Source organism: Stenotrophomonas geniculata (genome assembly GCF_034508895.1).
Lineage (GTDB): Bacteria > Pseudomonadota > Gammaproteobacteria > Xanthomonadales > Xanthomonadaceae > Stenotrophomonas > Stenotrophomonas geniculata.
In genome coordinates this window covers 755,270-777,856 of the sequence record NZ_CP140571.1, presented here as the reverse complement: position 1 = coordinate 777,856, position 22,587 = coordinate 755,270, and the positions used below count along the sequence as shown (strand labels likewise).

Sequence of the window (22,587 nt, the reverse complement as noted above, 5' to 3'; positions counted from 1 at the left end):
CGAGCGTGGTCTCGGGCGCTACAGCGGCGCGCAGGCAGGAAGACGTTCAACGGATAGGCGTGAAGCGAATGGCCTGCCCACCGCCCGGTGCCAGTACCAGCGTCACTGCATCGGCGCTGGTCACCTCGCGGGTTTCGCGTGCGAACGCGAACGGGTTGCTGCGGAAATCAGCGCCCTCGCCATCGCGGTAGATCTCGGCGCGATAGCGCACGCCGGGTTCCAGGAAGCCCAGCGACACCGGCAGCACGCGGCCGTGTTCATCGGTGATGCTGCCGAGGAACCAGTCGCGGCTGTTGCGGTCGCGGCGCACGATCGTCACGTAGTCGCCCACCTCGCCATCGAGCACGCGGCTCTGCTCCCAGTCCACCGCCACGTCTTCGATGAAGCGGAACGCCTCGCGATGCTGCAGGTAGTGCTTGGGCAGGTCGGCGGCCATCTGGATCGGGCTGTACAGCACCACGTACAGCGCCAGCTGGCGCGCCAGCGTGCTGGGAATGGCCTGGCCGTGGCGGCCCTTCAGGCTGAGGATGCCGGGGGTGTAATCCATCGGCCCGGCCAGCATCCGGGTGAACACCAGGTTGACCTCGTGCTCCGGCGGGTTCGGCGGCTGGCCCCAGGCGTTGTACTCCATGCCGCGTGCGCCTTCGCGCGAGATCCAGTTGGGGTAGGTGCGGCGCAGGCCGGTGTCCTTGATCGGCTCATGCGGGTTCACCGACAGGTGCCGGCGCGCGGCCTCCTGCACCACCTTCAGGTGATGGCGGGCCATGAACTGCCCGTCGTGCCACTCGCGCCAGAGCGAGCCGCCAGCCGGATTTCGCCGGTCGACCTGGCCATCGTCGCAGACGTAGCCGGTCTTGAACTGGTCCACCCCCAGCCGTGCGTACAGGTCCAGCGCGGCGCCCAACTGATCCTCGTAGTGCTCGATGGCACAGCCGGTTTCGTGGTGGCCGATCAGGTGCACGCCCTTTTTCAGGCCATACGCCGACAGCGCTTCGATATCGAAATCGGGCGTGGCGCGGGTGAAATCAAAGTTGTAGCCATTACCCACCCACATGCCGTCCCAGCCCGGATTCCAGCCTTCCACCAGCACGCCGCGGAAGCCGTGCGCAGCAGCGAAGTCGATCACCTTCTTCGTCTTGGCGATGGTGGCCGCATGCTTCGGCCCGGTCGCCCAGCTCTCGTTGTCCAGGTGCATCGACCACCACACCCCGAGGTACTTGGCGGGCTTCACCCAGCTCACGTCGCCCAGCGCATTGGATTCGTTGAGGTTGAGGATCAGGTCCGATTCGATCAGGCCACCCGCGCGGTCAGCAACCTGCAGCGTGCGCCAGGGTGTGGCGAAGGGGAGGGCACGGCGCACCTTCCAGCCTTCGGCCGAGGGCGAGAGCTGCGCGCGCAGGCGCTGGCCCTCGGTGCGGCGCAGCCACATGCCGGCGTAGTCCACCAGCGCAGCCTCGTGGATCGCCACGTGCAGGCCATCGCGGCTGCGCAGGGTCATCGGCGTATGCACCTGCGGCACTTCGCGCAGCGGGGTACGCTGGTACAGGTACTCGTAATGGATCGGTTCGCCGGCGGGAATCCACCAGGCGGTGGAATCCTGTGCGATGGCAAACTCGGTCAGCTCGTCATCGATGATCGCTTCGCGCAGGTTCGGCTGCTCGGGGAACACGTAGCGGAAGCCGAGGCCGTCGTCGTAGACGCGGAACACCACATCCAGCCGCCGCTTGCTGCCCGTGGTCTCGGCCAGCTGCACGGTCAGCTCGTTGAAGTGGTTGCGGGTGACCCGGCGCTCGCCCCACGGCTGCTCCCAACTGTCGTCGACGCTGCGCCGCTGCTGGCCGAGCAGGGCGAAATCGCGGTCCAGGCGGCCATCGCGCAGGGCGAAGCCGAGCTTCGAATCCTCCACCACGGGCTCGCCGAAACGCTCGACGCGGTAGCGGGCGGTGCCGCCGTCCAGCACCAGGCTGACCTTCAGCACCTTGCCGGGTGATTCGACGCTGGCGACCTGTGGCGCGGCCTGTGCCAGCGTGGCCCAGGCCAACAGGGCCAGGCCGAGCAGGTGCGCGATTGCCGCGCGTACAGCAGTGGGTGACATCGGCAGTTCCCCTCCCAAGGCGCCGTTGGCAGACCCGGACCATAAGCCAGCACAGCAGGCGCGCTACCGCGTGGCGCCATGAATACGTATGCAGCTGGACGCAGCCGACAGCCCCGCGTCTACCATGGGGCCAAGGCACCTTGAGGGAGGGGCCGTGCCCGCCCGCCGGCAACGACGGTGCGGACCTACAACGCGTGCAGAGAGGGAGGGAGGCCGACGGGCGCAAGCCGGTCCGCCGCTTCGATGCTGAAGATCATTTGCCTGACCGCTGCCCTGGGGGCAGCGCTGGGATCGACCGCGCAGGCGGCCGACCTGCAATTCGACGGCCGCCATGCGCGTGCCGAAGCCGCTGCCAACGGCAGCTTCATACTTCATGCGCCGAAAGGTGAGGTGCGTATCGCGCCCATGCCGATGCGCAGCCAGACCGGCAGCGTGATGTTCGACGCGCTGTTCGCGCTGGCCCAGCAGGAAATGGACCAGGACCGTGTGGACGCGATTCGCGATCCTGCGTTCGACGAAGGCCGGCCGGTGCCGTGCGAGTGCTTCCAGACCGGCGCGCGCTGGCCCTATGTGTGGACCCGCGATGTCAGCTTCGCCGCCGATCTGGCGTTGGCGCGGCTGGACCCGCAGCGCACCCGGCAGTCGCTGCAGTTCAAGCTGTCGGCGGCGCGCGACGGGCACACGCCCGGCCTGTTCGTGGCGCAGGACACCGGGTCCGGCGGCAGCTGGCCGATCAGCAGCGACCGCGTGGTGTGGTTCCTGGCCGCGCGCCACCTGCTGGATGATCCGGCGTTTGCCGATCAGGTCTGGCAGGCGCTGCAGGGCACGCTGGCCCAGGACCGCGCGATGGTGTTCGACGCGCAGGTGGGCCTGTACCGCGGCGAGACCTCGTTCCTGGACTGGCGCGAGCAGACCTATCCGGACTGGACCCGCGAGGACGTGCGCTTCATCGGTGATTCCTACGCGCTGTCCACCAACGTACTGCACTACCAGGCGCTGCGCCTGGCCGAACGCCTGGCCGGCCAGCGCGGCGATGCCCGCGCGGACGAGTACAAGGCGTGGGCCGATGCGTTGGCGCAGCAGATCGATGCGCGCTTCTGGCGGGAGGACATGGGCCAGTACATGAGCTACATCGGCGAAGCGGCGCACCCGGTGCCGTACGCCAAGGTCGATCTGCTGGGCCTGTCGCTGGGTATCCTGGCCGACGTGCTGCCGACCGGGCGTGCGCGCCGTGCGCTGGCGGCGTACCCGATCGGGCCGGCCGGCAGTCCGGTGGTCTGGCCGCAGGAAGGGCAGCAGCCGATCTATCACAACCGCGCCATCTGGCCGTTCGTCAGCGCCTATTCGCTGCGCGCGGCGCGCCAGCTGGATGATGTCCCGCGCATTGCCGCCGAGATCCGTTCGCTGATGCGCGGCGCCGCGCTGGCCGGTTCCAACATGGAAAACTACGAGCTTGTCAGTCAGGCCGTGCATGTGGACGAAGGCGCGCTGAGCGGGCCGGTGGTCAATTCCGAGCGCCAGCTGTGGTCGGTGGCCGGCTATCTGGCCATGGTCACCGAAGGCGTGTTCGGCGTGCAGGACGATGGCCGCGTGCAGCCCAAGCTGCCGGCCGCGCTGGTGCCGGAACTGTTCGGCACACATTCCCGTATCACGTTGGAAGCCAACGGCAAGCGCTATGTGCTGGAGCGCCCGCAGAATGTGGGCGATGGCCTGCTGGTGGCCGGCAGAACTACCACGCGTGGCAGCACCACGACAGTGCAGCTGGTCGCCGCCCCGGCAGCAACCGGTTTCGCTGCCACGACTGCGGATGCCAACGTGCGTGCGCCGGCCACGCCGGTTGCGCCGCAGGCCCCGCGCAAGGGCACGGGCTGGAACGTTCCGGTGGCAGCCGATCAGGTGCTGTGGAAGGACGGCAAGGCGGTCACCGCCAGCAACGGCGTGGCGCGCATCAACGACGATGGCCTGCAGCATTGCCTCAGCCTGACCCGGCGCGAAGGCACGTTGGAATCGCTGCACAGCCCGATGCTCTGCGTCGGTCCGCAGCAGGTGCTGAAGGGTGAGGAACGCTGGCAGTTCACCTCGGCCAAGGCCGGGCAGGTGCGCCTGCGCCTGCAGTACCGCAACCCGAACGGGCCGATCAACACCGGCGTCACGGCTGCAGTCAAGCAGCTGGTGCTGCAGTGCCCGGGCCAGCCTTTGCAGCGGCATACGGTTGCGATGCCGCACAGCGTGGCCGTGCAGGACTCGACCTCGGCAACGTTCGCCGTGCCCAAGGGGCCGTGCACGGTCGCGCTTGAAGAAGGCTTCAACATGAGCGCGCTGCAGCATTTCGCGCACTACACCGGCGGAAAGGGCGGGCGCGACGGCGTGCTCAACCAGGCGCAGGTGCAGGCGTTGAAGGTGACGCAGGTGGCGGCGGAAGAGGACGCACGATGAATCGTCCCGCCAAGCCACAACTGTCGTTCTGGCAGATCTGGAACATATGTTTCGGCTTCCTCGGCATCCAGTTCGGATTCGCCCTGCAGAACGCCAACGCCAGCCGCATCTTCGAGACGCTGGGCGCGGACATCGACGCGGTACCTGGATTGTGGATCGCCGCGCCGCTGACCGGCCTGCTGGTGCAGCCGGTGATCGGTTACCTGTCCGACCGCACCTGGACCCGCTGGGGGCGCCGTCGCCCATACTTCATGATCGGTGCGGTGCTGACCACGCTGGCCCTGCTGGTGATGCCGAATTCGCCAACGCTGTGGATCGCTGCCGGTACGCTGTGGGTGCTGGATGCCTCGATCAACGTATCGATGGAGCCGTTCCGCGCCTTCGTCGGCGACCAGCTGGCGCCACGCCAGCGCCCCACCGGCTATGCCATGCAGAGCTTCTTCATCGGCGTGGGCGCCATCGTCGCCAGCTTCCTGCCGTTCATCCTGGCCCACTTCGGCGTCGCCAATACGGCCGCCGCAGGTGAAGTGCCGGACACCGTGCGCTATGCGTTCTACTTCGGCGCGGTGGTGCTGCTGGCGGCGATCACCTGGACGGTGGTCAGCACCCGCGAATATTCACCGGCGGAGCTGGCCGGGTTCGATGATGCCGAGCCGCCGGCACATTACGCGGCGGCGACGATCAGCGGTCCGGCGCCCTGGACGCAGGTGGCCGTATGGCTGGGGCTGGGCGTGCTGCTGGCGCTGCTGATCGCGTGGCGGCAGGGCGACCGGATGCTGTACGTGCTGGCCGGCCTGTGTGCCGGCTACGGCCTGCTGCTGGCCGTGGCCCGCGCGTTGCCTGGCACGCATATGCTGGCCGCCATCGTGGGCGACCTGCGGGCGATGCCGGTCACGATGCGGCGGCTGGCCTGGGTGCAGTTCTTCTCGTGGTTCGCGCTGTTCGCCATGTGGATCTACACCACTGCCGCAGTGGCCGGTGTCCACTTCGGTTCGGACGACCCGAAGACGGCGGCCTACAACGAGGGCGCCAACTGGGTGGGCGTACTGTTCGGCGCCTACAACGGCTTCGCTGCGCTGGCCGCGGTACTGATTCCACCGATGGTGCGTGCCATCGGCCTGCGCTGGAGCCACCTGCTCAACCTGTGGTTGGGTGGCGCCGGTCTGGTCTCGCTGATGTTCATCCGCGACCCGCACTGGCTGCTGCTGTCGATGGTCGGCGTCGGCTTCGCCTGGGCGTCGATCCTCTCACTGCCCTACGCACTGCTGTCCGACAGCGTGCCGGCGTCGAAGATGGGCGTGTACATGGGCATCTTCAATTTCTTCATCGTGATCCCGCAGCTGGTCGCGGCCAGCGCGCTCGGTTTTGCCCTGCGCGCCTGGCTGGGTGGTCAACCGATGCATGTGCTGGTGCTGGGCGGCTGCAGCCTGTTCGTCGCCGGCCTGTGCGTGCTGCGGGTTCCGTCCCGTCCGGAGGTGGTGTGATGCGTGGTGTGCTGTCTGTTGCGCTGTCTGTTGCTGTTTCCCTGGTGCTGGCTGGTCAGGCGGTGGCCGCGCCGCGTCCGGACTACGTCGGTACCACCGAACCGTTCGCCAGTGATGCGGTGTATTTCGTGGTCACCGACCGCTTCGTCAACGGCGATCCGTCCAACGATCACCGCGACCAGGGCGGCAAGCACCGCACCTTCGATATCCCGGTGCCGTGCCCGGACAAGGTGGACGGTAACATCGGTTACCTCGGTGGTGATTTCCGCGGCGTGCTCGACAATGCGCAGTACATCCGCAATCTGGGGTTCGGCGCGGTGTGGATCACGCCGATCGTGGACAACCCGGACGAAGCCTTTACCGGCAGCAAGCCGATCAGCTGCACCAGCACGCTGACCGACCGTGGCAAGACCGGCTACCACGGCTACTGGGGCATCAACTTCTACAAACTCGATGAACACCTGCCCAGCAAGGACCTGGACTTTGCCGGATTGACCAAGGGGCTGCACGGTGCTGGCTTGAAGGTGGTGCTGGATATCGTGGGCAACCACGGTTCGCCGGCCTGGACCATGCCGACGCGGCAGCCACAGTTCGGCCAGATCTTCGACAGGGATGGAAAACTGATTGCCGACCACCAGAACCTGCCCCCGCAGAAGCTGGATCCGAAGCACAACCCGCTGCACGCGTTCTACAACAACGTTGGTCCGGTCGACAGCAAGGATGGCTCGATCTTCGATGGCAACCTGGCCGAGCTGTCCGACTTCAACCAGGACAATCCGGCGGTGATGGAGTACCTGGTCGGCGCCTACCTGCAGTGGACCGCGCAGGGCGTGGACGCGTTGCGCATCGACACCATCGGCTGGCTGCCGCACCCGTGGTGGCATGAATTCGTCAAGCGCATCCGCGCCGAGCATCCGGGCATGTTCATGTTTGGCGAAGCCTTCGACTACAACGCGGCGACCATTGCCGAGCACACCTGGCCGGCCAACGCCAATGTCAGCGTGCTCGACTTCCCGCTGCGCGGTGCACTGGAGCAGACCTTCGGCACCGCCGGCAAGGGCTTTGAAACGCTGGCCGAGCCGCTGCACCTGAGCGGGGGGCCGTACGCCAACCCGTACGAGCTGATGAGCTTCTACGACAACCACGACATGCCGCGCCTGCAGGCCAGCGACAGCGGTTTCATCGATGCGCACAACTGGCTGTTCACCGCGCGCGGCATTCCGGTGGTCTATTACGGCTCGGAGACCGGTTTCATGCGTGGCCGCGCCGAGCACGCCGGCAACCGCGCCTACTTCGGCCAGCCGCGTGTGGATGCGGCGCCGAAGAGCCCCATCTTCGCGCCGCTGCAGCGTATCGCGCGACTGCGTGAAGCCACCCCGGCGCTGCAGCGCGGCCTGCAGGTGAACGAGCGCCTGCAGGGTGATGAGGCGGTGTTCTTCCGTGTGCTGCAGCAGGGCGAGGTGGCGCAGACCGCGCTGGTGCTGCTGAACAAGGGCGACCAGGCCAGGAGCTTCACCGTGGCGCGTTACGTCCAGGCGGGCCGCTGGCGTGATGCGCTGGACGGCGGTTCGTTGCAGGTGGATGCCTCCCTGAAGGCCGAAGTGCCCGCGCATGGCGTGAAGGTGTACGTGCTGGATGCCGCCGTGCAGCAGCCAGCGCTGCAGGCCGAGCTGGACAAGGCGATGACCGACCAGAAGGCTCGGGACCAGCGTCTGGGACGATGAGGGCGCCGCCGGGCATGGCCCGGCGCTACCGCTCTGGTGGGTGCCAACCTCGGTTGGCACGCTCTTCGAGCAGTCGAGCAGGCTCGACCCTACAATAGGCCCCCCTCACGCCCTGCCGTACCGCCATGACCGACCTCGCCCCGCAGACCCCGATCGAAACCCTGCTGAAGGCGGCGATGGACGGGGCGGTGCCGATCCGCGCCTTCATGGAGGCCTTCGTCGCTTCCGAGGTAGTGCTGCTGACCGGCAGCCTGGTCACGCCCGACGGCAGCGGCTTCGACCCGCTGCTGTTCGACAAGCAGGGCATCCTGCACGTGGCCGTGTTCACCGATCCATCGCGGGTGGGCATCTACAGCCAGCAGGCCCAACACCAGATCCGCTGGTTGATGCTGGACGTTCTGCGCCGCGTGCCGGGGGGCTACGGCGTGGTGATCAACCCAGGCACTCCGCTGGGCTTCGAGATCTCGCCCAGCGGCGTCGGCGAGATCCTGAAGGACTTCGCCCAAGGCTGATTGTCCTGTAGAGCCGAGCCCATGCTCGGCTGCCGTTCGCGCAATGCCGGATCAGTCGAGCACGGCCCGACCCTACAGAACGCTTCCCTTCGGGTGCCGTACGTGATCCCCTTTGGTTGACACCAGGATCGAGGCTCTGCCATGGAATTGAGGGAACTACCTGCCGGCTCACCAGCACGATCACGCCATTCCCGCTCCGCACTGATCTTCCTGATCTCAGCGATCGCTGCCGCGCTGGTGTCCATGCCCCTGCTGCGCGCGGTGGGCATGGTGCTGTGGCCGGTGTTCGTCATTGCCTGGCTGATCAACCTGGGCGCGGCCTGGCATCTGGCCCAGTGGGCACGCCAGCAGGGCCGTTCGGCGTGGGCGTTCGGGTTGCCGGCAGCGTTCGGCACCGTCGCCTCGATCGTGGTCTATGTGCTGCTGGCATTGCTGGGGCCGAAGGCCACGGTGCACTGAATTTTCGCGGCTGCTGTAGACAATGTGCCGAGCATGGCTCGGCACTACAGGAGGGCCAAGCCAAACATCAAGGCCGAGCCAAGCCCACACGTGTTGCGTGGAACGCCGGCGCACAGGCCGGCGCCACGTTGCCTCACATCGTCACCTTGCGCCGGTTGTCGTCGCTCACCCGGTCGATCAGCTTGTTATACGGATCGAAGCCCGCTTCATCCGGCTTTTCATCCACGGTCACCGTGATCTTCGGATCGGCGCTGGTGATGTGATGACGCTGCAGGTACAGCACTCTCTGGTCGCGTTCCTTGCCTGAAGGCCCGTTGGCGAACACGCCGATCTCGATCCAGTCATCCATCTTCCCGTCGCTTTCCTGGCCCTTGCCGTCGGCATATTGCTTGGCAGCATGCAGGTCCAGGGTCACGTCGTAGCGGCCGTCATCGCGCTTGCGGGCGCTGGCGACCATCACCCGGTTGTCGTAGAAACTGATCTTCTCGAACAGGTCGGTAACCAGCGGCTGGCGGTCGGCCGGAGTCTCGGCGCGGATGTAGGCCAGCAGTTCGCGCGAGGTGGTGTAGGGTGGTTGCTGGTAACCCTTGTCCTGCAGGAAACGCTTCAATGCCCGGTTAAGCGCCTGCTCGCCGATCTCCTCGCGCAGCCGGTAGAACACCAGCGAACCCTTCTGGTAGTGGATGTACTGCTGGTTCTCCACACGTTCCAGCGGCTGTTCCTCGATGGCCTCGCCACCACGCCCGGACAGGTAGCCGTCCAGTTCGCGCTTGAGGAACTGGCGCATGTGCTGGCGGCCGTACTCCTGCTCCATCACCATCAGTGCCGAATACTGCGACAGCGATTCGGACAGCACCGTCGCGCCTTGCACGTTGGCACCAATCACCTGGTGCGCCCACCACTGGTGTGCGATCTCGTGCGCGGTCACATAGAACACGTAGTCCACCTTGTCCGGGTCACGCAGGTCGGCGATGAAACCGATGGCCTCGGAGTAGGGGATGGTGTTGGCGAACGACTGCGCGAAGCGCGCATAGCCCGGGAACTCGATGATGCGCACCTGGCGATGCTGGTACGGGGTGAAGTTCGCCTCGTAGTAGGCCAGCGATTTCTGCACCGCTTCGATCATCCGGTCCACGTTGTAGCCGTGCGCCGGGTCGAAGTAGACCTCGATCGGGATGTCCTTGTACTTTGCCTTGCGCACCTCCCAGCGCGCCGACAGATAGGCGTAGAAGTTCAGCATCGGCCGGTCCATGGCATAGCTGAAGCAGCGCCGGCCGTTGACCGTGGTCTCATGCTGGAGGTACCCCGGGGCCAGCGCCACCTGGTCCGGTGCCGTGCAGACCGTGGTGCGGAAGTCGAGCCAGTCGGCATCGTTGGAGATGTAGGTGTTGGCGCGTGCGGCTTCGTCTTCCAGCTTGGGCATGCGCCGCGGCTCGCCCAGGTCGCGCTTGCGGCGTTCGTTGCGGTCGCTGATCTCGGCGCCTTCGTTGTAGCCGAAGGAAGGCAGCACGCGGCTGTTGAAGAAGGTGCCGTTGTCGACGATGTTGCTTGGTGCCTGGCCGGCGGTGATGCCGTTGGGCTTCTGCACCACCCGGAAATGCACGCTGCGGGTTTCACCCGGTTGCAGCGGTTTCTGCAGGCGGTAGATGCGGTAGCCGAGATCGGCGTCATGCATCGAAAGTGTCTGCCCACCCAGGTCGACCGCGATCAGCTGCTTGTCATCGCCCATCGAGACGTGCACGTCCTGGATCGGCGTGGCGTGGGTGTTGCGTACCGTCCAGTTCGCATCGATCACCATCGACTGCGATTCCGGGAACAGGTCCACGCGGTTGTCCACGGCGACAATGCGTGGTTGCGGCAGGTTGCGGTATTTCGACAGCTCGCGCTCGTAGCGGGCCTGCAGATCCAGCTGCTGGTCCGGAGAAAGGAACTCGTTGCGGATGTTGGTGCTCCAGTACAGCCAGCTCCCCACGCCAACGAACGCCAGCGCGGCCACCGCGGCGAAGGCGCCGGTCGGACCACGCAGGCGGCGGCCGGCCAGGGCCAGGCGCTGGCGCAGGCCCTGGCTGACACCCCGTACCCAGAAGGCCGACGCCAGGCACATCAAGGTCAGCAGGAACAGGGCCCAGTAGCCCTGGAATGCCAGCTGCCCGGTCAGGAAGTGGCCGTAGCCGTTCATGTCCGAATAGGGTGCGTTGGGCCAGCTGCCGAAGTTGTACAGGTTCTGCGTGTAGTCGAGCATGCCCAGCACACCCTGACCGATCATCACCACGATCAGCAGCGCGTAACCGACGAACTTGTTGTTGGTGAGCACCTGCAGCACCAGTGCCAGGCCCCCCATCAGGATGTAGACCACCGAATCCAGCGCCAGGCTGCGCAGGTACAGCAGCGGCTCCAGATGCGTGTAGCCCTTGGCCAGCTGCACGGCCATCGCGGCCAGCGCGCCGGCGGCCTGGAAACAGACGATCACGGCCAGCAGTGCGGTGAACTTGGCCAGCAGCGGCACCCAGTTCGGCACCGGCATGGCATCGGTCACTTCATTGATGCGCGCACTGCGTTCCTTCCAGACCAGCTCACCGGCGAAGAACAGCACGATGATCACCAGCAGCCAGCTGAAGGCGCCCTGCAGCCCCATGATCATCTGCGAGGTGACCGGCCAGATCGAGGTGCCGTACAGGGTCTGCCGGAACAGCGCGCTGGGCAGGAAGTTGGCCAGGCCCAGTACCAGCAGCACGATGAACGGCACGCTGCGCAGGACGCCGCGTGTATCGAAGCGGACCTGGCGCAGGAACTGCTGCCTCGCGGTGGTGGCAGTGAACGCCGGTACCACGCGCGGCAGTGTCGCGCGGCTGGGGCGGATGCCGGCGGCATCGGCAACCGGCTGCGCCGGCCTGCGGCCCCAGCGCCGACGGCCACTGCCGCTGCGTTCGGTGCGGAACAGCGCGAAGGTGGCGGTGAACAGTACGGCAGCCACACCCAACCACAGGGCGCGGTTGGCCAGCAGGTAACCGGCCAGCTCGGGAATCCCGTTGTTGCGCTCGGCGGTGGACCAGTAGCGGATCGTGCGGCCCAGTGCGCGCATGCCCAGCGGTTCGCTCAGCACCGCGATCCACGTGTTGTCGATGTCGCGCAGCAGGGCCGCGCTGGCGCCATACAGCACCAGGTAGGCCACCAGGCCGATGTAGACCCACAGGATCGAGCGGGTCAGCGCCGCCAGCAGCGACAGCAGCGCGGTGGTGAACAACAGGTTGGGAATGACGATGACTGCGAACGTCCACGCATAGCCATGCCAGCTGATCGGGCCCATGCGTTCGGGATCGACCCACGGCATGAATGGTGCCAGCCATAGGCCGAACGCGATCAGCACGTAGACCAGCAGGCCTGCCGCCAGGGCGGCGGCGATGCGCCCGGCCAGGTAGTCGCGGCGTTTCACCGGGCTGGCGAAGATCAGCTCGGCGGTGCCCAGTTCGAAGTCACGCAACAGCGCGTTGCTGACGAACAGCGCGGTGACCAGCATGCCGAGCAGGGTGAAGATGCCCAGCATCTGTGCGATCACGGTGGGCGCGTTGCTGTGCACGTTGCCGGCGCCACCGCCGATCTGCACCGCGTCGCTGGACGCGGCGGCGAAGGCAAGCAGGGCGAACAGCCCGGCCAGCAGCCACAGCAGCGGGGAGCGCAGCTGCTCGCGCAGCTCGAAGCGGAAGAAGTTGAGGATCATGGCGTGCTCCGCTCAGGCTGCCGCGCGGGCACGGGCCTGCAGGCGCAGGCGCTGGAAGTACACGTCCTCGAGGTCGGGGGCTACGGCGGCGAAGCCGTCGCCGGGGTCATTGGCGCTGTGTACGTGAATCACCGGGCGACCACCGACCAGGCGGGTGGACAGCACCACGTAGCGTGCCTCGTGGTCGGCCAGTTCCAAAGGATCGACCTGCTTGCGCCAGACCTGGTGCTGCAGGGCGTCGATCGCTTCGCTGGGGCGGCCGGTCAGCAGCACCTGGCCCTTGTTCATGATCGCCATCGTCGGGCACAGATCGGTCACGTCCTCGACGATATGGGTGGACAGGATGACTGCCACGTTCTCGCCGATGGCCGCCAGCAGGTTGAGGAAGCGGTTGCGTTCTTCCGGGTCGAGGCCGGCGGTGGGTTCATCGACGATCACCAGCCGCGGGTCACCCAGCAGCGCCTGGGCGATGCCGAAGCGCTGGCGCATACCGCCGGAGTAGGTGCCGAGCTTGCGCTTGCGCGCGTCCCACAGGTTCACCTGCTGCAGCAGTCCATCGACCACCTCGCGGCGCTGCGCGCGTTGGGTCAGGCCCTTGAGCACCGCGAAATGTTCCAGCAGGTCCAGCGCGCTGACTTTCGGGTACACGCCGAAATCCTGCGGCAGGTAGCCCAGCCGACGGCGCACCGCGTCCTTGTCGCGCAGTACGTCGATCGGCGCCTCGCCTGGAATGGTGAGGGTGGCCGTGCCGCTGTCGGCTTCCTGCAGGGTGGACAGCGTGCGCATCAGCGACGACTTGCCGGCGCCGTTCGGACCGAGCAGGCCGAACATGCCGCGCGGGATGTCCAGGGTGACGTTGTTGAGGGCATGCACGCCGTTGGCGTACGTCTTGGACAGCGAATCGATCTTCAGCATGCGACGTACACCTTTCCATGGGCGATGTCTGCGCGTTATCCGCGCATCGGCTTCCGTGCGCATCCGCCGTTGGTCATGGGGGGAGAATTCCGCCGTCGCACGTTGAGGCGTGGCGGGAGGTCTGGTGGCGCTTACCGGCGCAGCGACGATTCCCGCACCACCAGCTTCACCGGGATGCTCTGGCCCTCCACCGGTTGCCGGCCGATCAGCGTCAGCAGGCGCTCCACCAGCAGCTGGCCGGCCTGCTTGGTGTCCTGCTGGACCGTGGTCAGCGCCGGAGACACCGAGGCCGCCAGCGGGATGTCGTCGAAGCCGGTCACCGCCACGTCCTGCGGCACCCGTAGCCCGGCCTCGCGCAGGGCGCGCATCGCACCGATGGCGATCAGGTCGCTGGCGGCGCAGATCGCATCGATCGGTTCGCCGCGCGCCAGCAGCGCCTGGCAGGCCTCCTGGCCGGAAGCCTCGGTGGTGATCGCATCGTGCTGCAGCGCCGGTTCGGCGGCCAGGCCGTGGTCCTGCAGGGCCGCGACATGGCCGCGGTAGCGCTCCTGGAATTCGGGGTAATGGCTGGAGGCATGGCCGAGGAAGGCGATGCGGCGGCAGCCCTGCTGCAGCAGGTGGGTGGTGATGTCATGCCCGCCCTGGAAGTTGTCGCTGCCGATCGAGACACCGGGCTGGCCGGGCAGGGCGGCGCCCCAGCGCACGAAGTGCGTGCCCTGTTCGACCAGCCGCTGCAGGCGGTCGCGCGATTCGTGGTAGTCGCCGTAGCCGAGCAGGATGATGCCGTCGGCCTTGTTGCTGTCCTCGTAATCGGCCTGCCAGTCGGTGGACAGTTGCTGGAACGAGACCAGCAGGTCCTGCCCGTGCAGCGCGCAGGCGCGGGTGATCGAGCCCAGCATCGAATGGAAGAACGGGTTGATCAGCGAGTCGTCGTTGGTCGGGTCCTCGAAGAACAGCAGGGCCAGGGTGCCGGCGTTGCGCAGGCGCAGGCTGGAGGCGTTCTTGTCGACCTTGTAGTTCAGCTCGCGGGCGATGCGCAGGATGCGCTCGCGGGTCTCGGCATTGACCATCGGGCTGCCCCGCAGGGCCCGCGACACGGTGGGCTGGGAGACCCCGGCCAGGTGGGCGATGTCCAGGGAGGTGGCTTTGCCTTTGATCGTCATGGGCGCGCGGAAGGGGCTGGGGGAAAGGTGCCTAGGCATGATGCCATGGGGTGGCTGCAGGCAGTCCCGCCCGATGCTGCTTGTGGTCAAGGTCGCAGGCATGCGACGGTCAGTGCCACAGCCTGATGGAGCCAAGCGGTGTCTTTTCGCCTGTACCCGAATGTTCCAGATGATTTCGAGGCGCGGATCCGTATCCTCGCGCCGGAGGAGGGCGGGCGACGCAGCCCGGCCCGAAACGGTATCCGCTGGGACTTCGCCTACGCCGATGACGCCGGGGCGCCAGAGCTGTTCATGATCTGGCCTGACTTCCGGCACGCCGAGGGCGACAGCTGGGCGACCGAGCTTCCTCTGCCGGTGGGCGAGCCCCTGTTGGCCGGCCTGACCGTGGTCAATGAGGTGCTCAGGGCGGGGCTGCACCGGGAGCGTATCCGGCCCGGCGTGCGCTTCCACTGCCATGAAGGGCCCAGGGTGGTGGCGGTGGGGGAGGTCACACGGGTCACCGGCCTGCTGCTGGATCGCCCCCTGCTTCGTTGAGGTCGGTTCCGACCCGGATCGGCCGGATTCCCGACGGGCCGGGGGCGAAGGGAATGGTAAGATGCATCGTTCCGATATCCCCCATTCGCAACCGTGGGAGGTCCAGCGTATCGGCACCCCGTCGGGTGTGCTATCACTGGTCCAGCCCCGGACAACGGAAGAATCCATCTATGGCGCGCGGCATCAACAAAGTCATCCTGGTCGGCAACCTCGGCAACGACCCGGACGTGAAGTACACCCAGAGCGGCATGGCGATCACCCGCATCAGCCTGGCCACCACCAGCGTCCGCAAGGACAAGGATGGCAACCAGCAGGAACGTACCGAATGGCACCGCGTGGTGTTCTTCGGCAAGCTCGGCGAGATCGCCGGTGAGTACCTGCGCAAGGGCAGCTCGGTCTACGTCGAAGGCAGCCTGCGCTACGACAAGTACACCGGCCAGGACGGCGTGGAGAAGTACTCCACCGACATCGTTGCCGATGAAATGCAGATGCTGGGCGGCCGTGGTGAAGGCGGCGGTGGCGGCGGTGGTGGCAACTACGGCGGCGATCGCCCGCAGCGCCAGCAGGCTCCGCGCCAGGAGTACGGCGGCGGTGGCGGTGGCCAGCGTGGCGGCCAGGGTGGTGGCTATGCCAACCAGGGTGGCAACCAGGGCGGCGGTTACGGCAACCAGGGTGGCAACCAGCGCCCGCAGCCGCAGCAGGCGCCGCCGATGGACGACTTCGCTGACGACGATATTCCGTTCTGAAGAAACACCTAGTTGAGAGTGTTGATAAAAAGTCTTACAAAGCCCCGCTTTTGCGGGGCTTTTAGTTTATAACCCCGTCATGCGTAGTTGAAGAATACTGCTATATGACGGTGCCGGATGCGAAGCGGCTCAACGATCTGGACGTGGAACACCCGGCTGAAGAAATTGCTGGCTGAGCAATTGTAAGGGTTGTAACACATGGGTACAGCGATAGCGAAAGTATCCAATGACACAGCCTGATTCTAACCCAGCTCCCGTCGATGATTTTCGCTACAAATAGAGCTACCCATCCTTTCATCGAACTCGCCATTCCGGCTCTGGTTAGGCTGATGAGTAGGCTATAGTTGCTCGCATGCAACGCCGCACAGCCTTGATTTCGAGGCCTCCAAGGACAGAAGTCTCCTGCATGAAATCCGTTAACTTTGAATTTCTTCGCCCCGGGAACGAGCTGCTGGCCAATCTGGCCGGTCTTGCAGAGGGGGTCCTGCATGTCGATGCGGGCAGTGCACTGACGCGCCTACGCGGCTTCGCCGAGGAGCTAACCAAGACCATTTACAGCGAAGAGCGCCTGCCGCGTTTGCCGCAGTCCACGTTCTATAACTTGGTGAAGAGTTCGGTATTCACTGCGTGCACAAGCAGCTCACTGGTCCACCAGATCAACTTCCTGCGTATCCAGGGCAATGAAACGGCTCATGGTGGCGAGGGGGATGTGGGTATAGCCAAGTCGGCACTGAAGACGGCGCACGAGCTGGCTAAATACATGGCGGTGAAGTACTACGGGTTGGCCCATTCGAACTTGCCGGATTTTGTCGAGGTCAAGGAACCCACCACTGCGCTTAATGCGCTGCAGAAGTCGGTTGCCAGCTACGAGAAGGAGCTATCCAAGCAACAGGAAGAGCTGCGGCGTGTTGTGGAGCAACTGGAGCAGCAGCGGGCACGTGATATTGAAAAGCTGCAAATGCCCGCTCCGGCAGACCAGAAGCAGCGCCAGGAAAGGAGCGAGCAGGTTGCCGGCAGCCTGCAATGGAGCGAGGCCAAGACCCGCAAGCTGTTGATCGACGCCATGCTGCTTCAGGCCGGCTGGGATGTGGGCAACCCCGCACAGGTCGGGCTCGAGGTGGAAGTCGATTTTCCAGGCAACGCTAGCGGCAAGGGCTATGCGGATTATGTGCTGTGGGGAGACAACGGCCAGCCTCTGGCGGTGGTAGAAGCCAAAAAATCAGGCAACGTCAGCCTGCAGGCCGGGCGCGAACAGGCCCGCATGTATGCCGATGGCTTTGAACGCATGGGCATGCAACGCCCGGTGATCTTCTACAGCAACGGCTATGAGACCTTCATCTGGGATGACAAACAGTACAACAGCTATCGCCAGGTGTATGGCTTCTACGGCAAGGACAGCCTGGAATACCTGACCTACCAGCGTCAGTACCGCATTGCCGAGCCGGAAAAATACAACCCAGAATTAAGCATTGCCGACAGACCGTATCAGATCGAGGCGATCAAGACCGTTGTCGCGCATTTCCAGAAGCAGCGCCGCAAGGCACTGATCATCCAGGCCACCGGCACCGGGAAGACCCGTGTGGCCATTGCACTGGCCGAACTGCTGCTGCGCACCGGCTGGGTCAAGCGCGTGCTGTTCCTGTGCGACCGCAAGGAACTGCGTGTCCAGGCCGATGATGCCTTCAAGCAGAACCTGCCCAGCGAACCGCGCTGCGTCATCGGCGAGACCAACAAGGTTGACCAAACCGCGCGCATCTACATCGCCACCTACCCGGGGATGATGAATCGCTTTGCGCAGCTGGATGTCGGCTTTTTTGATCTGATTGTTGCCGACGAAAGCCACCGCAGCATCTACAACAAATTCCGAGACCTGTTCGATTACTTCGACGCCCTGCAGGTCGGGCTGACCGCCACGCCGGTGAGGTTCATCAGCCGCAATACCTTCGACATGTTCGATTGCGAAACCACCGACCCAACCTTCGAGTTCGGTCTGGACGCGGCCATCAACAACGACCCGCCGTATCTGGTGCCGTTCCGCGTCAAAGACCTCACCACCGATTTCCTGCGCGATGGCATCCACTACAACGATCTGAGCGACGAGCAGAAGCGTCAGCTGGAGGAGGACCTGGGCGCGGAAGAAGCCAAGCGCACCACCATTGCCGGCAAGGACATCGGCCGCCGGATCTTCAGCGAGTCCACCGACCGCATCATTCTGGAAAACCTGATCAACAATGGCATCAAGGATGACACCGGCTCGCTGGTGGGCAAGACCATTGTCTTTGCCCAGCGCCAGGACCACGCCGAGCACCTGGAAAAGATCTTCACCCAGCTCTACCCGCAGTACGGCACACGGGTGTGCAAGGTCATCCACAACGACATCCCGCATGTGGAAACCCTGATCAAGGAGTTCAAGAAGCCGGACAGCGACTTCCGCATCGCCATTTCGGTGGACATGCTCGATACCGGCATCGACGTGCCGGAGGTGGTGAACCTGGTGTTCGCCAAGCCGGTCAAATCATGGGTGAAGTTCTGGCAGATGATCGGCCGCGGTACGCGTCTTCGCCCGCATCTGTTCGGTCCGGGCAAGCACAAGATCGAATTTTTGATCTTTGACCACTACGGAAATTTTGAATTCTTCGAGCAGGAATACCAGGAGCCGGATGACACCGGCGGGAACTCACTGCTGCAGACCACCTTCGCCGCGCGTGTCGAGCTGGCCCAGGTGGCGCTGAAGAAAAGCCACGCCGAGGCCTTTGACCTGGCCGTACGCCTGATGCGCGATGATATCAACGACCTGCCGGACAACAGCGTGGCCGTGCGCCGGCAACTGCGGCTGGTGCACCAATTGCAGCAGACCGACCAGCTGCAGACTTTCGACAGCCGCACTCAGCATCTGGTCAGCGAGACCATTGCGCCGCTTATGTCAGCCCGCGTTCTACGCAACAAACATGCCGCCGCACTGGACAAGCTCATGGCGAACATCCAACGTTGTCTGGTGGAAGGAGCCAGCTGCTTCGAGGATGGCAAGACCGAACTGCTGGCTGCTCTGGACAAGCTGGCCGTCAACATCCAGGCCGTCCGTCAGAAGGATGCAGTGATTGCCCAGGTGCGCAGCGCCGCGTTCTGGCAGCAGGCCAGCATTGCCAGCCTCGAACATGCCCGCAAGGAGCTGCGCGGCATCATGAAGTACCGGCGAGTGGAGTCCGGGCCGGGCTATGACGTGCCTACTACCGGCACCACTGATGGCGGGATTAGTGAGGGCGAGCGGGATCTGTACATAGGGAATGCCAGCGAAATGCTGATCTACCGGCGCCGGCTCAAGGGCATCCTGGATGACATGCTGACCGCCAATCCCAGCCTGCAGAAGATCCACCAGGGCCAGCCGATTGCCGAGCATGAGCTCAAGACGCTTACCTCCACTATTCTCACCAGCCATCCAGGTGTCAGCCTGGAGGTGCTCAACGAGTTCTACGGCCGAACCGCCAATGAATTGCACCTCACCGTGCGTGAGATAATTGGCCTGGATGCACAGGCCATCGAAGAACACTTCAAGGGCTTCCTGCACGCCCACCCCGGCCTGACCGCGCAACAGGTGCGCTTCATGAACCTGTTGAAGAACTACATCGCCACCCACGGCAGCATCGTCATTGAGAAGCTCTACGAGCCACCATTTGACAGCATCTCCCACGAAGGCATCGATGGTGTTTTCACCCCGGACGATGTCGGTGAGCTGGTGGCCGTACTCAAACCCTTCATCAAACAAACCGACCCCTCGGACCTGTCCGTCTGAAGCTGGCGTCACCGCAAGATAGAGAAAACGCAATGTTGACCGGCAATATCCGCAACGATATCGACAAGCTTTGGGAGAAGTTCTGGACCGGCGGTATCACCAACCCGCTGACTGTGATCGAGCAGATCAGCTACCTGATGTTTGCCCGCATGCTGGACATGCAGGAGGACGTGGCCGAACGCAAGGCCAAGCGCACCGGGAAGCCGGTCGAGCGCCTGTTCCCCGATACTCGAGAAGGTCAGTTGCTGCGCTGGAAGAACTTCCGCAACCTCAACGGCAAGGAACTGCACAAGCACCTGAAGAAGAGCGTTTATCCGTTCTTTGCCACGCTGGGCACTGCCAGTACCAAGGGCGGGGTGGGGGCAGCGCTGGGGCATATCGGCGAGTACATGCAGGATGCCGACTTGGAGATCAAGAACGAATCGGTGCTGGTGGCTGCCGTGGAGATGGTCAACGAACTGCCGTTGACCCAGACCGACGTCAAGGGCGACATCTACGAATACCTGCTCAGCAAGCTGACCACCGCCGGCATCAATGGCCAGTTCCGTACCCCGCGCCACATCATCGATGCGATGGTGGAAATGATGGCACCGCAGCCGTATGAGGTGGTCTGCGACCCCTCCTGCGGCACGGCCGGCTTCCTAGCTCGCACCATGGAATACCTCAACCGCACCCATTCCAGCGGAGCGGGTATCCTCGCCGGCGAGGACGGCAACCTCAGCTACACCGGTGACTTGCTGGACGCCTACCGCAAGCACATCAACAGCCAGATGTTCTGGGGTTTCGATTTCGATACCACGATGCTGCGCGTGTCCAGCATGAACATGATGCTGCACGGGGTGAGCGGGGCGAACATCCGCTATCAGGACACGTTGAACAAATCCATTAAGGAATACTTCCCTCGTCAGGAAGAGAACTTCTTTGACGTGGTTTTGGCAAATCCACCGTTCAAGGGCAGCCTGGATGAGACCAACGTCAACCCGGATGTGCTGGCCCTGGTCAAGACCAAGAAGACCGAGCTGTTGTTTGTGGCCCACATTCTGCGCTCGCTCAAGCTGGGCGGCCGCGCAGCGGTGATCGTGCCCGATGGCGTGCTGTTCGGCTCAAGCAAGGCCCATCAGCAACTGCGGCAGGAACTGCTGGAGAACAACCAGCTGGAAGGTGTCATCAGCCTGCCCAGTGGCGTGTTCAAACCCTATGCCGGCGTGAGCACGGCCATCCTGCTGTTCACCAAGGGCGGTGAAACAGAGCGGGTATGGTTCTACGACTTGCAGGCTGATGGCTATTCGCTGGATGACAAGCGCACCCCGCTGAAGGGCCAAGGCAGCAATGATCTGCCCGATTCGATTGCCCAGTGGTCGGCGTATCGCAAGCTGGTCGAGCGCAATGCACGCGAACAGACCATCAGCAAGCAGTTCGGTGACCGCAAGCAGAAGGCTTTTGTGGTGCCGGCCGAAGACATTGCCGCCAACAAGTACGACCTGTCCATCAACCGTTACAAGGAAGTGGAGCACCGGCAGGCTCAGTACGAGGACCCGAAGCTGATTCTGCAGCGGCTGCGTGCGCTAGAGCGGGAGATCCTGGCGGATCTGGATGTGCTGGAGGGGATGCTGTGAGTTGGCCAGTATCTAAGCTGAGAGAGGTTATTTGCTTTGTTAGAGGCGTTACCTTCGCGCCTGAGGATCGAGTCGAGCCATTTTCTGATGGCTCTACAGTTGTAATGCGGACAAAAAATGTTCAGATTGAAGGCTTGGATCAGTCCGATCTGATTGCAGTGCCATCTAGATTTGTGAAGAGGGCTGAGCAGGAGCTACAAGAGGGCGATACTCTAATTTCTTCAGCGAACAGCTGGAATCTTGTCGGTAAGGCTTGCTACGTTCCAACGCTCGGCTATGCTGCTGCAGCTGGTGGTTTCATTTCAATATTGAGGCCTAAATGTAATATTGTTGATCCAAAATATTTATACTATTGGATTGCCAGCCCTGAAGTTCAGAATAAAATCAGGGGTTGCGGGCGAAAGACTACAAATATTTCAAATTTGGATGTCGATAGATTTTTGGAGTTGGAGGTTCCGATCCCCCCTCTAGTCGAACAAAAGCGCATTGCCGCCATCCTCGACAAGGTCGACGCCATCCGCCTTAAGCGCCAGCAAGCCATCCAGCTTGCTGATGACTTCCTGCGCGCTGTTTTTCTGGACATGTTCGGCGACCCGGTGACCAATCCGAACGGATGGGATTTGGTCAAGCTCGGAACATTGATAGTGCTTGGTCCAAACAACGGGCTATATAAGCCTTCAAATTATTATGGTGTGGGCACGAGGATCTTGAGGATCGATGGATTTTATTTTGGAGAGGTTATTTCCGAATCTAATCTAAAAAGGGTTCGTGTGAGTGAGGATGAAAGGGCAAGGTTTTCCCTGAGTGTTGGTGATGTGGTGATCAATCGCGTTAATAGTCGGGAATATCTTGGTAAGACAGCCTTGATACGGTCTCTTGAAGAGGTTGTTCTGTATGAATCAAATATGATGAGGTTTGCTATAGATGCGAGGAAGATTGATCCCGAGTATTTTATTTTCCTCATGCAACAGCCTTTTATGAGGTCGCAAATACTTGCCTCGGCTAAAGATGCGGTTAATCAATCGAGCATAAATCAGCAGGATGTAAAATCGCTCGAAATACTCTTGCCTCCGATTGCGTTGCAGAAGAAGTACCGTAACTTGACTTCCACGGTGCGGAACTGCAAGGAGAAGCTAGTTAGTCACAGTCAGATTAATCATGGGCTGCTCGGATCTCTCGTCCAAAAAGCCTTCCAGGGCGAAGTGTGATAGGGCCCTAAAGCCTTCATCCCATCCTCGAACCGGCCACTTCAATCGTCTCGCGTAACTGTAAAAGAGCCAAAAACTCGCGCCGTTTTGATGCATGCCCAACTAAAACTCGATTGGCGGTCGAAATAGATCTCGATGCGGACGCTGGAATGGTATATTGATCAACAAGTTAGGATTGCGGTTCGTC

General features: G+C 63.5%; 14 protein-coding genes. 10 read left to right on the top strand and 4 right to left on the bottom strand.

The window, feature by feature from the left end; all coding sequences use genetic code 11:
- Positions 1 to 46: 46 nt before the first annotated feature.
- Positions 47 to 2,101: a glycoside hydrolase family 97 protein gene (locus RI032_RS03670; RefSeq protein WP_322548257.1), complete on the bottom strand. Its 2,055-nt coding sequence runs from the start codon at positions 2,099 to 2,101 to the stop codon at positions 47 to 49.
- Positions 2,102 to 2,338: 237 nt separating this feature from the next.
- Here RI032_RS03670 and RI032_RS03665 point away from each other — a divergent pair, with 237 nt between their 5' ends.
- The 5 genes from RI032_RS03665 to RI032_RS03645 all read left to right on the top strand — a co-directional run bounded on the left by RI032_RS03665 (position 2,339) and on the right by RI032_RS03645 (position 8,710).
- Positions 2,339 to 4,531 (top strand): glucosidase family protein, encoded by a 2,193-nt coding sequence (locus RI032_RS03665; RefSeq protein ID WP_260364192.1) that lies wholly within the window; start codon positions 2,339 to 2,341, stop codon positions 4,529 to 4,531.
- Entirely contained in the window at positions 4,528 to 6,015 is a 1,488-nt protein-coding gene (locus RI032_RS03660; RefSeq protein ID WP_322547873.1) for an MFS transporter, read from the top strand. Before RI032_RS03665 ends, RI032_RS03660 begins: the two co-directional genes overlap by 4 nt.
- Positions 6,015 to 7,739, top strand: a complete 1,725-nt coding sequence (locus RI032_RS03655; protein WP_322547872.1) for an alpha-amylase family glycosyl hydrolase — start codon at positions 6,015 to 6,017, stop codon at positions 7,737 to 7,739. Before RI032_RS03660 ends, RI032_RS03655 begins: the two co-directional genes overlap by 1 nt.
- A 125-nt stretch (positions 7,740 to 7,864) precedes the next feature.
- Positions 7,865 to 8,251 carry an SseB family protein gene (locus RI032_RS03650; RefSeq protein ID WP_010483507.1) on the top strand — a complete coding sequence of 129 codons (387 nt, stop codon included), beginning with the start codon at positions 7,865 to 7,867 and terminating at the stop codon, positions 8,249 to 8,251.
- 141 nt (positions 8,252 to 8,392) lie between these two features.
- Positions 8,393 to 8,710, top strand: coding sequence for a hypothetical protein (locus RI032_RS03645; RefSeq protein WP_322547871.1), 318 nt, complete (start codon positions 8,393 to 8,395; stop codon positions 8,708 to 8,710).
- 133 nt (positions 8,711 to 8,843) lie between these two features.
- Here RI032_RS03645 and RI032_RS03640 read toward each other — a convergent pair whose 3' ends face one another.
- The 3 genes from RI032_RS03640 to RI032_RS03630 all read right to left on the bottom strand — a co-directional run bounded on the left by RI032_RS03640 (position 8,844) and on the right by RI032_RS03630 (position 14,506).
- Positions 8,844 to 12,428: an ABC transporter permease/M1 family aminopeptidase gene (locus RI032_RS03640; RefSeq protein ID WP_322547870.1), complete on the bottom strand. Its 3,585-nt coding sequence runs from the start codon at positions 12,426 to 12,428 to the stop codon at positions 8,844 to 8,846.
- 12 nt (positions 12,429 to 12,440) lie between these two features.
- A complete protein-coding gene (locus RI032_RS03635; protein ID WP_134957963.1) occupies positions 12,441 to 13,343 on the bottom strand; it encodes an ABC transporter ATP-binding protein in 903 nt (300 codons plus the stop codon).
- Positions 13,344 to 13,474: 131 nt separating this feature from the next.
- Positions 13,475 to 14,506, bottom strand: a complete 1,032-nt coding sequence (locus tag RI032_RS03630) for a LacI family DNA-binding transcriptional regulator (protein WP_010483499.1) — start codon at positions 14,504 to 14,506, stop codon at positions 13,475 to 13,477.
- A gap of 138 nt (positions 14,507 to 14,644) precedes the next feature.
- Here RI032_RS03630 and RI032_RS03625 point away from each other — a divergent pair, with 138 nt between their 5' ends.
- The 5 genes from RI032_RS03625 to RI032_RS03605 all read left to right on the top strand — a co-directional run bounded on the left by RI032_RS03625 (position 14,645) and on the right by RI032_RS03605 (position 22,400).
- On the top strand, positions 14,645 to 15,040 hold the full coding sequence (locus RI032_RS03625; RefSeq protein ID WP_197579141.1) for a hypothetical protein: 396 nt from the start codon (positions 14,645 to 14,647) through the stop codon (positions 15,038 to 15,040).
- A 170-nt stretch (positions 15,041 to 15,210) separates the two neighbouring features.
- Complete coding sequence (locus tag RI032_RS03620; RefSeq protein ID WP_322547869.1) at positions 15,211 to 15,786, top strand: single-stranded DNA-binding protein; 576 nt, start codon at positions 15,211 to 15,213, stop codon at positions 15,784 to 15,786.
- Between the two features lie 406 nt (positions 15,787 to 16,192).
- Positions 16,193 to 19,576: a type I restriction endonuclease subunit R gene (locus RI032_RS03615; protein WP_322547868.1), complete on the top strand. Its 3,384-nt coding sequence runs from the start codon at positions 16,193 to 16,195 to the stop codon at positions 19,574 to 19,576.
- A gap of 32 nt (positions 19,577 to 19,608) precedes the next feature.
- Positions 19,609 to 21,192, top strand: a complete 1,584-nt coding sequence (locus tag RI032_RS03610) for a type I restriction-modification system subunit M (RefSeq protein ID WP_312250189.1) — start codon at positions 19,609 to 19,611, stop codon at positions 21,190 to 21,192.
- Complete coding sequence (locus tag RI032_RS03605) at positions 21,189 to 22,400, top strand: restriction endonuclease subunit S (RefSeq protein WP_322547867.1); 1,212 nt, start codon at positions 21,189 to 21,191, stop codon at positions 22,398 to 22,400. Before RI032_RS03610 ends, RI032_RS03605 begins: the two co-directional genes overlap by 4 nt.
- The last annotated feature ends 187 nt before the right edge of the window (positions 22,401 to 22,587 follow it).

Bases quoted from the DNA above. Each gene is read 5' to 3' on its own strand.
- RI032_RS03665 (WP_260364192.1), top strand. From the start codon at position 2,339: ATGCTGAAGATCATTTGCCTGACCGCTGCCCTGGGGGCAGCGCTGGGA.
- RI032_RS03660 (WP_322547873.1), top strand. From the start codon at position 4,528: ATGAATCGTCCCGCCAAGCCACAACTGTCGTTCTGGCAGATCTGGAAC.
- RI032_RS03655 (WP_322547872.1), top strand. From the start codon at position 6,015: ATGCGTGGTGTGCTGTCTGTTGCGCTGTCTGTTGCTGTTTCCCTGGTG.
- RI032_RS03650 (WP_010483507.1), top strand. From the start codon at position 7,865: ATGACCGACCTCGCCCCGCAGACCCCGATCGAAACCCTGCTGAAGGCG.
- RI032_RS03645 (WP_322547871.1), top strand. From the start codon at position 8,393: ATGGAATTGAGGGAACTACCTGCCGGCTCACCAGCACGATCACGCCAT.
- RI032_RS03640 (WP_322547870.1), bottom strand. From the start codon at position 12,428: ATGATCCTCAACTTCTTCCGCTTCGAGCTGCGCGAGCAGCTGCGCTCC.
- RI032_RS03635 (WP_134957963.1), bottom strand. From the start codon at position 13,343: ATGCTGAAGATCGATTCGCTGTCCAAGACGTACGCCAACGGCGTGCAT.
- RI032_RS03630 (WP_010483499.1), bottom strand. From the start codon at position 14,506: ATGACGATCAAAGGCAAAGCCACCTCCCTGGACATCGCCCACCTGGCC.
- RI032_RS03620 (WP_322547869.1), top strand. From the start codon at position 15,211: ATGGCGCGCGGCATCAACAAAGTCATCCTGGTCGGCAACCTCGGCAAC.
- RI032_RS03615 (WP_322547868.1), top strand. From the start codon at position 16,193: ATGAAATCCGTTAACTTTGAATTTCTTCGCCCCGGGAACGAGCTGCTG.
- RI032_RS03610 (WP_312250189.1), top strand. From the start codon at position 19,609: ATGTTGACCGGCAATATCCGCAACGATATCGACAAGCTTTGGGAGAAG.